This window comes from Winogradskyella sp., from assembly GCF_965228925.1.
In the GTDB taxonomy this organism is placed as follows: Bacteria; Bacteroidota; Bacteroidia; order Flavobacteriales; family Flavobacteriaceae; genus Winogradskyella.
On sequence record NZ_OZ245845.1, the window covers coordinates 3,272,281 to 3,289,029 of the forward strand.

1 protein-coding gene is annotated in these 16,749 nt (G+C 47.1%); it reads right to left on the reverse strand.

The genetic code is table 11. The annotated features are described in order from the left end of the window. Positions 1 to 4: 4 nt before the first annotated feature. Positions 5 to 16,729: a DUF7507 domain-containing protein gene (locus ACO052_RS13515; RefSeq protein ID WP_422104308.1), complete on the reverse strand. Its 16,725-nt coding sequence runs from the start codon at positions 16,727 to 16,729 to the stop codon at positions 5 to 7. Positions 16,730 to 16,749 lie beyond the last annotated feature (20 nt).

Sequence of the window (16,749 nt, forward strand, 5' to 3'; positions counted from 1 at the left end):
AAGTTTATTTATCAGTTGCAACGTAAATAGGACCTGTAAATGGTGCCAATCCACTATTTCTTAAATTAATAATATAGTAATAAGTTCCTGTTGGGACTTTACCAGAGACACCAGCGGAAGATCCATGGGCGTCACCATTCCAATCATTTTGATAATTATTGTTTTTATAAATTTCTGCGCCCCAACGATTAAATATTTGTAACTCGATAACAAAGCCACAATCTTCAATACCAGTAACTTCAAATACATCGTTTATAGTATCGCCATTGGCAGTTACGGTCTTAGAAATAACCACATTATCCTGTCCACAGGCGAGTACAACACAATCATCATCAACAGTCACGTTGACTTCTACTTCTGTAGGACATGACCCTTCCGTGATCGCATACCTGAATGTATAAACACCAACTTCAACAGTAGACGGATCAAAGAAACTGTCATCTAGGGTTGCATCACCTGAAACAGCGGTCCAAGTTCCATTATCTTCGAAATCACCAGATAATAAATCGAATAAATCAAGTTCTTCATCTAGTACACAAAGGTTAGTATCTGAAGTGCTAATGACATTTTGGAATTCGACAAAAACATTTTGTGTGAATACAGCTTCATTACCACAATCGTCCGTAACGGTCCATGTTCTTATAATTTCGTAATCTTCGAAGTCATTAACTTGATTTGAATCCTCATTAAATACTACAGCGATATTGTTAGAACATGCATCTTCAAATATCAAGTTCGGTACATCAGGAACATCGTCGCACACTATGGTAATGTCCTCAATTGGAGTTACTAGTGTAGGCGCTGTTGTATCCTGAACAGTTATAATCTGAATATATTCGGTTTCATTTCCACAATTGTCGATCAGTTTCCAAGTACGTTCAATAATATAATCACCAATACAAACACTATCAGATGTAACATCTGAGTAAGTCGCATCTAGTCCTGTAGCACAATTATCGGCTTCATCGGTCACATCGCCAGTAATGCTAAGATCTGTTGAATCCACATCACATTCAATGGTAATGTCTGCAGGTCCGGTAAAGGTCGGAGCGGTTGTATCCTCAACATTAATGGTCTGTACAAGCGTCGTTATGTTATCACAGTCATCGGTCAAAGTCCAAGTACGCGTGATGATTGAGGCATTGGCACAACTGCCATCAGCGATATTATCAGAATAAACGGCCTCAAGGCCAGTAGAACAGTTATCGGCCTCATCGGTCACATCACCTGTAATGCTAAGATCCGTTGGATCGACATCGCATTCTATGGTGATATCCGCAGGCACGGTAAAAGTCGGAGCGGTTGTATCCTCGACGTTAATGGTCTGTACAAGCGTCGTTGTGTTATCGCAATCATCGGTCAAAGTCCAAGTACGCGTGATGATTGAGGCATTGGCACAACTACCATCAGCGACATTATCAGAATAAACGGCCTCAAGACCAGAAGAACAGTTATCGGCCTCATCGGTCACATCACCTGTAATGCTAAGATCCGTTGGATCGACATCACATTCAATGGTAATATCCGCAGGCACGGTAAAGGTCGGAGCGGTTGCATCCTCAACGGTAATGGTCTGTACAAGCGTCGTTGTGTTATCGCAGTCATCGGTCAAAGTCCAAGTACGCGTGATGATTGAGGCATTGGCACAACTGCCATCGGCGACATTATCAGAATAAACGGCCTCAAGACCAGAAGAACAGTTATCGGCCTCATCGGTCACATCGCCTGTAATGCTAAGATCCGTTGGATCGACATCACATTCAATGGTAATGTCCGCAGGCACTGTAAAGGTCGGAGCGGTCGTATCCTCGACGGTAATCGTCTGTACAAGTGTCGTTGTGTTATCACAGTCATCGGTCAAAGTCCAAGTACGCGTGATGATTGAGGCATTGGCACAACTACCATCAGCGACATTATCAGAATAAACGGCCTCAAGACCAGAAGAACAGTTATCGGCTTCATCGGTCGCATCGCCTGTAATGCTAAGATCCGTTGGATCGACATCGCATTCAATGGTAATATCCGCAGGTACTGTAAAGGTCGGAGCGGTTGTATCCTCGACGGTAATGGTCTGTACAAGCGTCGTTGTGTTATCACAGTCATCGGTCAAAGTCCAAGTACGCGTGATGATTGAGGCATTGGCACAACTGCCATCAGCGACATTATCAGAATATACGGCCTCAAGACCAGAAGAACAGTTATCGGCCTCATCGGTCACATCGCCTGTAATGCTAAGATCCGTTGGATCGACATCACATTCAATGGTAATGTCCGCAGGCACTGTAAAGGTCGGAGCGGTTGTATCTTCAACGGTAATGGTCTGTACAAGCGTCGTTGTGTTATTGCAGTCATCGGTCAAAGTCCAAGTACGCGTGATGATTGAGGCATTGGCACAACTACCATCAGCGACATTATCAGAATATACGGCCTCAAGACCAGAAGAACAGTTATCGGCCTCATCGGTCACATCGCCTGTAATGCTAAGATCCGTTGGATCGACATCACATTCAATGGTAATGTCCGCAGGCACTGTAAAGGTTGGTGCCGTGGTATCGACCACAGTAATTGTTTGATTAGCGGATACTGTATTACCGCAAGCATCAACAGCAGTCCATGTTCTGGTGATGGTTTTGGTGTTACCACAGTTAGGCGCTTCAGTATCTATAAAAGACACATTAGGTGCTGCACAATCATCAGTTGCCGTTGCTGTTCCTGTATTTGCTGGAGTTGTATCCTCAGTACACTCTATAGTAATGTCCGCAGGAATAGTTAAAACAGGATCCACAGTATCGATAATAGAATACGTAGCCGTAGTACTGGATGCATTACCACAATCATCGGTAGCAGTAAAGGTCACTGTAATAGCGCCATTGGCACAATCTACATTAGTGTTGGAGCCATAGTCATTAGACCATGTTACCGTACCACAAGTGTCGGTAGCCGTTGCACCGGCATTATTAGCAAGCCAAGCTTCTAAGGTGCCATCAGGTGTTACTCCACACTGAATAACAATATCGTCCTTATTCGTATTATCTATAGCCGGTGGCGTGGTATCTACTACTGTTATCATTTGATCGGCGGACACCGTGTTACCACATTCATCGGTTACAGTCCAAGTTCTTACAATGGTCTTGGTATTGCCACAAGCCGCAGTTTCTACATCAGATTCAGTGATGGTCACTGTTCCACAGGTATCAGTACCTGTAGCCATGCCCGTATTTGCAGAGGACTCATCTTCTGTACATTCAATAGTGATATCTGAAGGTACAGTCAACGTTGGTGCCGTTATATCTTGTACATTAATAGTTTGCGATGCTGTTGAAACATTACCGCATTCATCAGTGGCAGTCCATGTTCTGGTGACAGAATAATTCCCGGCGCAGCTACCGTTCGTTGTTACATCTTCAAAAGTTAATGTAAAGTCACTACCACAAGCGTCTGTTGCAGTAGCTGTTGCAAAACTAGGTGTATCTGGACAGTCTATTGTTGACTCAGCCGGTAACGTATCAATTACTGGTGCTGTATTATCTTCAATAGTAAATGTCGCCGTAAATGTGCTAGAATTATTTTGTATATCCGTTAATGTATAGGTTACATTAATTGTTCCAGCTGCTCCACAAGTTGTGACTAGGTTTGAAAATGCATAATCTGAAGTCACGCTAAAGTTATCGTCACAATTGTCAGTAGCACAGTCTTGAAGTGCTTGTATATTAGCCGTATTCCAGTTATCTGCTAGGGTTTCATTATTAACTCCGTTACATTCTATAGTTTCATCTAAAGGTGCGCAAGAGCTAGAATCTGGAGGAGTCGTATCCTTGACTAATTCTGTTGTGATTGTTACCATATCTGAGACAGAATCACCATTAACAACGCTTTGAGCATTTACTGTAGCCGTATTATCAACTTCTAAGGCAATAATATCGTCTGCTGTAATTGGATAATCTGCGGTATATATCCAAGTCTCAGTTGGATCTAACTCATTGTCATTATCAGCATCTCCAGATGTTATGAACTGAAGTGGTACTGATGGATTGGCATTATCAAGTAATGAATCAATAACTCCAATATTATCAAGACTTACATTACCTGTATTTGTTACCGTAATGGTGTAGCTAATAGTTTCTCCTAGTTCAGCACACTCATTTATACTTTCATTATTGAATAAACCAGTTTTAACTATACTTATTCCTGGATTAAAGCACAATGGTGTTACGGTAGGGTTGTTGTCTCCAACCGTAGCTCCCGAGGTATCGTTGACCTGGTTATCGGCAGGATCGTCGGCCGTTACCGAAGCGGTATTGGTGACCTGTCCTGCATCAATATCATCCTGTGTTACGTTGTAACTTCCGTTATAGGTCCATGACTCACCGACGGAAAGGATACCGTCCCCATTGATATCTGTAGATACATCAAGGGTAGCATTGGCCACTAACGGATCGTTGAGTACGACATTGTCAAGGCTCACCGTACCTTCATTGGATACGGTAAATATATAATCTATGGTACCGTTGACGTCGATATCCAGACAGTTGTCGTTAGGGTCTAGGGTAACATCGGCTACCTTGACCAATCTGATTACTGCATCTGTACATATCGGCGTTACGGTAGGGTTGTTGTCTCCAACCGTCGCCCCAGAGGTATCGTTGACCTGGTTATCGGCAGGATCATCGGCCGTTACCGAGGCGGTATTGATGACCTGAGCGGTATCGATGTCATCCTGTGTTACGTTATAGCTACCGTTATAGGTCCATGACTCACCAACGGAAAGGATACCGTCCCCATTGATATCTGTAGAGGCATCAAGGGTGGCATTGCTCACCAACGGATCGTCGAGCACGACATTGTCAAGGCTCACGTTCCCTTCATTGGACACGGTAAAGATATAATCGATGGTACCGTTGACGTCGATGTCCAGACAGCTATCGTTAGGATCTAGCGTCACGTCGGCCACCTTGACAAGGGCAATGGCGGCATCTGTACATATCGGCGTTACGGTAGGGTTGTTGTCCCCAACCGTAGCTCCCGAGGTATCGTTGACCTGGTTATCGGCAGGATCGTCAGCCGTTACCGAAGCGGTATTGATGACCTGAGCGGTATCGATGTCATCCTGTGTTACGTTATAGCTACCGTTATAGGTCCATGACTCACCAACGGAAAGGATACCGTCCCCATTGATATCTGTAGAGGCATCAAGGGTGGCATTGCTCACCAACGGATCGTCGAGCACGACATTGTCAAGGCTCACGTTTCCTTCATTGGATACGGTAAAGATATAGTCGATGGTACCGTTGACGTCGATATCCAGACAGCTATCGTTAGGATCGAGCGTCACGTCGGCCACCTTGACAAGGGCAATGGCGGCATCTGTACATATCGGCGTTACGGTAGGGTTGTTGTCTCCAACCGTCGCCCCAGAGGTATCGTTGACCTGGTTATCGGCAGGATCATCGGCCGTTACCGAAGCGGTATTGGTGACCTGTGCTGCATCGATGTCGTCCTGTGTTACGTTGTAACTTCCGTTATAGGTCCATGACTCACCGACGGAAAGGATACCGTCCCCATTGATATCTGTAGAGGCATCAAGGGTGGTATTGGCCACTAACGGATCGTTGAGTACGACATTGTCAAGGCTCACCGTACCTTCATTGGATACGGTAAATATATAGTCGATGGTACCGTTGACGTCGATATCCAAACAGTTGTCGTTAGGATCGAGCGTCACGTCGGCTACCTTGACCAATCTGATAATAGCATCTGTACATATCGGCGTTACGGTAGGGTTGTTGTCTCCAACCGTCGCCCCAGAGGTATCGTTGACCTGGTTATCGGCAGGATCATCGGCCGTTACCGAAGCGGTATTGGTGACCTGTGCTGCATCGATGTCATCCTGTGTTACGTTGTAACTTCCGTTATAGGTCCATGACTCACCAACGGAAAGGATACCGTCCCCATTGATATCTGTAGATACATCAAGGGTAGCATTGGCCACTAACGGATCGTTGAGTACGACATTGTCAAGGCTCACCGTACCTTCATTGGATACGGTAAATATATAATCTATGGTACCGTTGACGTCGATGTCCAGACAGCTATCGTTAGGATCTAGCGTCACGTCGGCCACCTTGACAAGGGCAATGGCGGCATCTGTACATATCGGTGTTACGGTAGGGTTGTTGTCCCCAACCGTAGCTCCCGAGGTATCGTTGACCTGGTTATCGGCAGGATCGTCAGCCGTTACCGAAGCGGTATTGATGACCTGAGCGGCATCGATGTCGTCCTGTGTTACGTTGTAACTTCCGTTATAGGTCCATGACTCACCGACGGAAAGGATACCGTCCCCATTGATATCTGTAGAGGCATCAAGGGTGGCATTGCTCACCAACGGATCGTTGAGCACGACATTGTCAAGGCTCACGTTCCCTTCATTGGACACGGTAAAGATATAATCGATGGTACCGTTGACGTCGATGTCCAGACAGCTATCGTTAGGATCTAGCGTCACGTCGGCCACCTTGACAAGGGCAATGGCGGCATCTGTACATATCGGTGTTACGGTAGGGTTGTTGTCCCCAACCGTAGCTCCCGAGGTATCGTTGACCTGGTTATCGGCAGGATCGTCAGCCGTTACCGAAGCGGTATTGATGACCTGAGCGGTATCGATGTCATCCTGTGTTACGTTATAGCTAGCGTTATAGGTCCATGACTCACCAACGGAAAGGATACCGTCCCCATTGATATCTGTAGAGGCATCAAGGGTGGCATTGGCCACTAACGGATCGTTGAGTACGACATTGTCAAGGCTCACCGTACCTTCATTGGATACGGTAAATATATAATCTATGGTACCGTTGACGTCGATGTCCAGACAGTTATCGTTAGGATCTAGCGTCACGTCGGCCACCTTGACAAGGGCAATGGCGGCATCTGTACATATCGGCGTTACGGTAGGGTTGTTGTCCCCAACCGTAGCTCCCGAGGTATCGTTGACCTGGTTATCGGCAGGATCATCAGCCGTTACCGAAGCGGTATTGATGACCTGAGCGGCATCGATGTCATCCTGTGTTACGTTATAGCTACCGTTATAGGTCCATGACTCACCAACGGAAAGGATACCGTCCCCATTGATATCTGTAGAGGCATCAAGTGTGGCATTGCTCACCAACGGATCGTCGAGCACGACATTGTCAAGGCTCACGTTTCCTTCATTGGATACGGTAAAGATATAGTCGATGGTACCGTTGACGTCGATATCCAGACAGTTATCGTTAGGATCGAGCGTCACGTCGGCCACCTTGACAAGGGCAATGGCGGCATCTGTACATATCGGCGTTACGGTAGGGTTGTTGTCCCCAACCGTAGCTCCCGAGGTATCGTTCACTTGGTTATCGGCAGGATCGTCGGCCGTTACCGAAGCAGTATTGGTTACCTGTCCTGCATCAATATCATCCTGTGTTACGTTATAGCTACCGTTATAGGTCCATGACTCGCCCACGGAAAGGATACCGTCCCCATTGATATCTGTAGATACATCAAGGGTAGCATTGGCCACTAACGGATCGTCGAGCACGACATTGTCAAGGCTCACCGTACCTTCATTGGATACGGTAAATATATAATCTATGGTACCGTTGACGTCGATGTCCAGACAGTTATCGTTAGGGTCTAGCGTCACGTCGGCTACCTTGACCAATCTGATTACTGCATCTGTACATATCGGCGTTACGGTAGGGTTGTTGTCTCCAACCGTAGCTCCCGAGGTATCGTTGACCTGGTTATCGGCAGGATCGTCAGCCGTTACCGAAGCGGTATTGGTGACCTGTCCTGCATCGATATCGTCCTGTGTTACGTTGTAACTTCCGTTATAGGTCCATGACTCACCGACGGAAAGGATACCGTCCCCATTGATATCTGTAGAGGCATCAAGGGTGGCATTGGCCACTAACGGATCGTTGAGTACGACATTGTCAAGGCTCACCGTACCTTCATTGGATACGGTAAAGATATAATCTATGGTACCGTTGACGTCGATATCCAGACAGTTGTCGTTAGGGTCTAGCGTCACGTCGGCTACCTTGACCAATCTGATAATAGCATCTGTACATATCGGCGTTACGGTAGGGTTGTTGTCTCCAACCGTAGCTCCCGAGGTATCGTTGACCTGGTTATCGGCAGGATCATCGGCCGTTACCGAAGCGGTATTGGTAACCTGTGCTGCATCGATATCGTCCTGTGTTACGTTATAGCTACCGTTATAGGTCCATGACTCACCGACGGAAAGGATACCGTCCCCATTGATATCTGTAGAGGCATCAAGGGTGGCATTACTCACCAACGGATCGTTGAGCACGACATTGTCAAGGCTCACGTTCCCTTCATTGGATACGGTAAATATATAATCTATGGTACCGTTGACGTCGATGTCCAAACAGTTGTCGTTAGGGTCTAGCGTCACGTCGGCTACCTTGACCAATCTGATTACTGCATCTGTACATATCGGCGTTACGGTAGGGTTGTTGTCTCCAACCGTAGCTCCCGAGGTATCGTTGACTTGGTTATCGGCAGGATCGTCAGCCGTTACCGAAGCGGTATTGGTAACCTGCGCTGCATCGATATCGTCCTGTGTTACGTTATAGCTACCGTTATAGGTCCATGACTCACCGACGGAAAGGATACCGTCCCCATTGATATCTGTAGAGGCATCAAGGGTGGCATTGGCCACTAACGGATCGTTGAGCACGACATTGTCAAGGCTCACGTTCCCTTCATTGGATACGGTAAATATATAATCTATGGTACCGTTGACGTCGATGTCCAAACAGTTGTCGTTAGGGTCTAGAGTAACATCGGCTACCTTGACCAATCTGATTACTGCATCTGTACATATCGGCGTTACGGTAGGGTTGTTGTCTCCAACCGTAGCTCCCGAGGTATCGTTGACTTGGTTATCGGCAGGATCGTCAGCCGTTACCGAAGCGGTATTGGTAACCTGCGCTGCATCGATATCGTCCTGTGTTACGTTATAGCTGCCGTTATAGGTCCATGACTCACCGACGGAAAGGATACCGTCCCCATTGATATCTGTAGAGGCATCAAGGGTGGCATTACTCACCAACGGATCGTTGAGCACGACATTGTCAAGGCTCACGTTCCCTTCATTGGATACGGTAAATATATAATCTATGGTACCGTTGACGTCGATATCCAGACAGTTGTCGTTAGGGTCTAGCGTCACGTCGGCCACCTTGACAAGTGCAATGGCGGCATCTGTACATATCGGTGTTACGGTAGGGTTGTTGTCTCCAACCGTAGCTCCCGAGGTATCGTTCACTTGGTTATCGGCAGGATCGTCGGCCGTTACCGAGGCTGTATTGGTAACCTGAGCAGCGTCGATATCGTCCTGTGTTACGTTATAGCTGCCGTTATAGGTCCATGATTCGCCCACGGAAAGGATACCGTCCCCATTGATATCTGTAGAGGCATCAAGGGCGGCATTGCTCACCAACGGATCGTCGAGCACGACATTGTCAAGGCTCACCGTACCTTCATTGGATACGGTAAAGATATAGTTAATGGTACCATTGACATCAATATCCAAACAGTTGTCGTTAGGATCGAGCGTCACGTCGGCTACCTTGACCAATCTGATAATAGCATCTGTACATATCGGCGTTACGGTAGGGTTGTTGTCCCCAACCGTAGCTCCCGAGGTATCGTTGACTTGGTTATCGGCAGGATCGTCGGCCGTTACCGAAGCGGTATTGGTGACCTGTCCTGCATCGATATCATCCTGTGTTACGTTATAGCTACCATTATAGGTCCATGACTCACCGACGGAAAGGATACCGTCCCCATTGATATCTGTAGAGGCATCAAGGGCGGCATTGCTCACCAACGGATCGTTGAGCACGACATTGTCAAGGCTCACCGTACCTTCATTGGATACGGTAAATATATAGTCGATGGTACCGTTGACGTCGATGTCCAAACAGTTGTCGTTAGGGTCTAGGGTAACATCGGCTACCTTGACCAATCTGATTACTGCATCTGTACATATCGGCGTTACGGTAGGGTTGTTGTCCCCAACCGTAGCTCCCGAGGTATCGTTGACTTGGTTATCGGCAGGATCATCAGCCGTTACCGAAGCGGTATTGGTAACCTGTGCTGCATCGATATCGTCCTGTGTTACGTTATAGCTACCGTTATAGGTCCATGACTCACCGACGGAAAGGATACCGTCCCCATTGATATCTGTAGAGGCATCAAGGGTGGCATTACTCACCAACGGATCGTTGAGCACGACATTGTCAAGGCTCACGTTCCCTTCATTGGATACGGTAAATATATAATCTATGGTACCGTTGACGTCGATATCCAGACAGTTGTCGTTAGGGTCTAGCGTCACGTCGGCCACCTTGACCAATCTGATTACTGCATCTGTACATATCGGCGTTACGGTAGGGTTGTTGTCTCCAACCGTAGCTCCCGAGGTATCGTTGACTTGGTTATCGGCAGGATCGTCGGCCGTTACCGAAGCGGTATTGATGACCTGAGCAGCGTCGATGTCGTCTTGGGTTACGCTATAGCTAGCGTTATAGATCCATGTCTCATCGACCTGCAGTATATTATCGCTATTGCTATCGCCCGATACAAGGACAATACTCGCGTTATTGATTATGGAATCATCTATTGTAACGTTATCCAAGCTCACGTTTCCTTCATTGGATACGGTAAGGATATAATCGATGGTACCGTTGACGTCGATATCCAAACAGTTGTCGTTAGGGTCTAGGGTAACGTCGGCCACCTTGATAAGGGCAATGGCGGCATTGGTACATATCGGCGTTACGGTAGGGTTGTTGTCTCCAACCGTAGCCCCAGAGGTATCGTTGACTTGGTTATCGGCAGGATCGTCGGCCGTTACCGAAGCGGTATTGGTGACCTGTCCTGCATCGATATCGTCCTGTGTTACGTTGTAACTTCCGTTATAGGTCCATGACTCTCCGACGGAAAGGATACCGTCCCCATTGATATCTGTAGAGGCATCCAGAGTGGCATTGCTCACCAACGGATCGTTGAGCACGACATTGTCAAGGCTCACGTTTCCTTCATTGGACACGGTAAAAATATAGTTAATGGTACCGTTGACGTCGATATCCAGACAGTTGTCGTTAGGGTCTAGGGTAACGTCGGCCACTTTGATAAGTGCAATGGCGGCATTGGTACATATCGGTGTTACGGTAGGGTTGTTGTCTCCAACCGTAGCTCCCGAGGTATCGTTCACTTGGTTATCGGCAGGATCGTCGGCCGTTACCGAAGCGGTATTGGTGACCTGTCCTGCATCGATATCATCCTGTGTTACATTATAGCTAGCGTTATAAATCCATGTCTCATCGACCTGTAGTATGTTATCGCTATTGCTATCGCCCGATACAAGGACAATACTCGCATTATTGATTATGGAATCATCTATGGTTAAGTTATCCAAGCTCACGTTTCCTTCATTGGATACGGTAAGGATATAGTCTATGGTACCGTTGACGTCGATATCCAGACAGTTGTCGTTAGGGTCTAGGGTAACGTCGGCTACCTTGACAAGGGCAATGGCGGCATTGGTACATATCGGCGTTACGGTAGGGTTGTTGTCTCCAACCGTAGCTCCCGAAGTATCGTTCACTTGGTTATCGGCAGGGTCGTCGGCCGTTACCGAAGCGGTATTGGTGACCTGTCCTGCATCGATATCGTCCTGGGTTACGTTATAGCTACCGTTATAGGTCCATGATTCGCCCACTGAAAGGATACCATCTCCATTGATATCTGTAGAGGCGTCCAGGGTGGCATTGCTCACCAACGGATCGTCGAGCACGATATTGTCAAGGCTTACGTTCCCTTCATTGGATACGGTGAAGATATAGTTTATGGTACCGTTGACGTCTATATCCAGACAGTTGTCGTTAGGATCGAGCGTCACGTCGGCCACTTTGATAAGGGCAATGGCGGCATCTGTACATATCGGTGTTACGGTAGGGTTGTTGTCTCCAACCGTAGCTCCCGAGGTATCGTTGACCTGGTTATCGGCAGGATCGTCGGCCGTTACCGAAGCGGTATTGGTGACCTGAGCGGCGTCGATGTCGTCCTGGGTTACGTTATAGCTACCGTTATAGGTCCATGATTCGCCCACGGAAAGGATACCATCTCCATTGATATCTGTAGAGGCGTCCAGGGTAGCATTGGCCACTAGCGGATCGTTGAGCACAACATTGTCAAGGCTCACCGTACCTTCATTGGATACGGTAAAGATATAGTCGATGGTACCGTTGACATCGATATCCAGACAGTTGTCGTTAGGATCTAGGGTAACGTCGGCTACCTTGACCAATCTGATTACTGCATCTGTACATATCGGTGTTACCGTCGGGTTGTTGTCTCCAACCGTAGCTCCCGAGGTATCGTTCACTCGGTTATCGGCAGGGTCGTCAGCCGTTACCGAGGCGGTATTGGTAACCTGAGCGGCGTCGATGTCGTCCTGGGTTACGCTATAGCTAGCGTTATAGATCCACGTCTCATCGACCTGTAGTATATTATCGCTATTGTTATCGCCCGATACAAGGACAATACTCGCGTTATTGATTATGGAATCATCTATGGTGACGTTATCCAAGCTCACGTTTCCTTCATTGGATACGGTAAGGATATAGTCGATGGTACCGTTGACGTCGATATCCAAACAGTTGTCGTTAGGGTCTAGGGTAACGTCGGCAATTTTGACTAAGGCAATACATGCATTTTCTATAAACACATCAATTTGCTCTATACAATTATTATTGTCTATTACAGTTACTGTATAATTACCTTGGGACAAGTCCGAAAAACTCCCTATGCTTTGTGTTGTACTACCACCATCTAAGCTGTATAGATAAGGTGCGGTTCCACCAGATGCATTTATGATAACGTTTCCTGTACCACTGCATGTAATATTAGTTTGAGATGTTATAGATAATGAAAGTGGTGCTACAGGCTGTACCACGGTATAGGTCTGCACCAAGATACAATTATTGGCATCGGTAATGGTGACCTGATAGTCGCCTGCGGTCAATCCCGAAATATCTTCCGTCGCCTGTCCGCTGTCCCATGAATAGGAGTAGGGCGCTGTTCCTCCAGAAACGGTAATGTCTATGGCTCCTGTGGCGTCCCCGTTACAGAGTACGTCCGTGATAGCGGCTGTCTCCGAAAGGCCAGCTGAAGGTTGAGCCACGGTATAGGTCTGCACCAAGATACAGTTGTTGGCATCGGTAATAGTCACTTGATAGTCGCCTGCGGTCAATCCTGAAATATCTTCCGTCGCCTGTCCGCTGTCCCATGAATAGGAGTAGGGCGCTGTTCCTCCAGAAACGGTAATGTCTATGGCTCCTGTGGCGTCCCCATTACATAGTACGTCCGTGATGGTAGCTGTCTCCGAAAGGCCTGCTGTAGGCTGAGCCACGGTATAGGTCTGTACCAAGATACAGTTGTTGGCATCCGTTACGGTGACCTGATAGTCACCCGCGGTCAATCCCGAAATGTCTTCCGTCGCCTGTCCGCTGTCCCATGAATAGGAGTACGGTGCTGTTCCTCCCGAAACGGTGATATCTATGGCTCCTGTGGCGTCCCCGTTACATAGTACGTCCGTGATGGTAGCTGTCTCCGAAAGGCCTGCTGTAGGCTGAGCCACGGTATAGGTCTGTACCAAGATACAGTTGTTGGCGTCCGTTACGGTGACCTGATAGTCGCCTGCGGTCAATCCCGAAATGTCTTCCGTCGTCTGTCCGCTGTCCCATGAATAGGTGTAGGGCGCTGTACCTCCCGAAACAGTAATGTCTATGGCTCCTGTGGCGTCCCCGTTGCATAGTACGTCCGTGATGGCAGCTATCTCCGAAAGGCCGGCTGAAGGCTGAGCCACGGTATAGGTCTGTACCAAGATACAGTTATTGGCATCGGTAATGGTGACCTGATAGTCACCTGCGGTCAATCCCGAAATATCTTCCGTCACCTGTCCGCTGTCCCATGAATAGGAGTACGGTGCTGTTCCTCCAGAAACGGTAATGTCAATGGCTCCCGTGGCGTCCCCGTTACAGAGTACGTCCGTGATGGTAGCTGTCTCCGAAAGGCCTGCTACAGGCTGAGCCACGGTATAGGTCTGTACCAAGATACAGTTATTGGCGTCCGTTACGGTGACCTGATAGTCACCTGCGGTCAATCCCGAAATATCTTCCGTCACCTGTCCGCTGTCCCATGAATAGGAATATGGTGCTGTTCCTCCCGAAACGGTAATGTCTATGGCTCCTGTGGCGTCCCCGTTACAGAGTACGTCCGTGATGGTAGCTGTCTCCGAAAGGCCTGCTACAGGCTGAGCCACGGTATAGGTCTGTACCAATGTACAGTTATTGGCGTCCGTTACGGTGACCTGATAGTCACCTGCGGTCAATCCCGAAATATCTTCCGTCGCCTGTCCGCTGTCCCATGAATAGGAATATGGAGCGGTACCTCCAGAAACGGTAATGTCAATGGCTCCCGTGGCGTCCCCGTTACAGAGTACGTCCGTGATGGTAGCTGTCTCCGAAAGGCCAGCTGTAGGCTGAGCCACGGTATAGGTCTGCACCAAGATACAGTTGTTGGCGTCCGTTACGGTGACCTGATAGTCACCTGCGGTCAATCCAGAAATGTCTTCCGTCGCCTGTCCGCTGTCCCATGAATAGGAGTACGGTGCTGTTCCTCCCGAAACGGTAATGTCTATGGCTCCTGTGGCGTCCCCGTTACAGAGTACGTCCGTGATGGTAGCTGTCTCAGAAAGGCCGGCTGTAGGCTGAGCCACGGTATAGGTCTGCACCAAGATACAGTTGTTGGCGTCCGTTACGGTGACCTGATAGTCGCCTGCGGTCAATCCCGAAATATCTTCCGTGGTCTGTCCGCTGTCCCATGAATAGGAATATGGCGCGGTACCTCCCGAAACGGTAATGTCTATGGCTCCTGTGGCGTCCCCGTTACAGAGTACGTCCGTGATGGTAGCTGTTTCTGAAAGTCCAGCTGCAGGTCCATTAATATTAATAGCAGTAGCAAAAGTAAAAGAGCATCCTATTGAGTCAGAAATTTCTACATTATAAGAACCAGAAGGGATACCAGATATATCTTCCGTATTTTCTCCATTACTCCAAACATAGGTGTAAGGGGGTGTTCCTCCTGTAACTGTAATATTAATGGCTCCAGTTGTTGCGCCAAAGCAGTCAAGATCTGTAGTAGATTCGACCGTTGCCCCCAATATTGGATCTATGATAATTGTGCTATCACTACTAACGGGATCTAGGTTACAACCAGCACCATAGGTACCATTATAAACAAGCGATGCACTAAAGTTTCCGGTAAATGGGTCAGAACCCGTATATTCAAAAGTCCCTGATAATTGATTAGCTGTTCCTACAACTGTTCCATTTAGTGAAAATTGCCATTCAAAATTATCACTGGTCGATGTACAGCCATTTTGATTTATTGTACCAGAATAGTCAATAAAGTTTGTACAGCCTTGTCTCGTTAAGGTCGTATTTAATTCTGGGCATGGAATACAGACTTGTGCATTATTAAAATTTGCAGATGCAACTTGACAGTCTGAGTTTTCATAATTAATAACACCTGTTCCCGATGGGTTAATTCCACAAGAATCTGATGTTGCTACAATGGAATATTGGAGCGTAATTGTTTCATTAAACACATGGTCTACAAACCAAGAGACTTCTTGTCCTGAGTTTGTTGCGGTACCTTTGCTCGCATTAAAACTTCCAGGAACGAAGTTAAATGCACTTCCGATTTGGTCAGTAACTAGAGCTTGCCCAGATAATTGACTTGCAGCAGGTACTAATTGACCTAAAATGGCGCTATAAATACCGCTAAGGTCTGCATTATTCTCAGTAGAAAAGGCACCAGCATTTTGAATGGCATTTAAGGTATTTAATGCTGTTGTCTGTTGCGTACCAGAAATTGCCCCGGTAAGACCAATAGTAAATACACTTTGATCAAAAACCACGCCAGATACCGTGGTAGTTTGTGCATTGACTCCTGCGGTTATGGCGTCATCTATACAATCGCTCGAAGTGTCATCAGAATCGCAATCATCACCACCAAAATCTCGTGTAGGTACACCATCCGTCAAAAGAATGATACTTCTTGAGGTTGCACAATCAAAAGTTCCATTATTAATAAGTTCATTATCGGCCGCTTGTATGGCTTGTGCAATATTTGTTGCACCTCCTGTGGTTATAGCATTAACTGTGGCAATCAAAGAAGCTTCGCCCGTACTGTCCGTAAGCCCTTGATCTAGGGTTGCAGATGCTGCGTAGGTCACAATAGCTAAACGGTTAAGACCAGTAGGGTTGTTTGCGGGATTGAAAAAGTTTTCAATAAAATCGATAGCTGCGTCTTGAGCAAAATCTATGGGCTCTGGGACAGGGCCATCATCCATACTACCTGAACGATCGATTATCAATACGACCTCTTGTGGTCTTGGTGGAGGATTACCTATAACTTCTAAGGTTATATCAAACTGATTACAACTAGCGCTATTTTCAACAGCGATTTTGTTGATAGTAATTTCTTGACCAATAGCCTGATTTATAGAAAACATGAAAAACAAAATCAAGAGAAGAGGTCTTGTTAATGTTTTAATAAAAGTAATATAAGGTACTGGTAGTTTTATAGCTTTCATTATTGATGATTTGCTCGTTA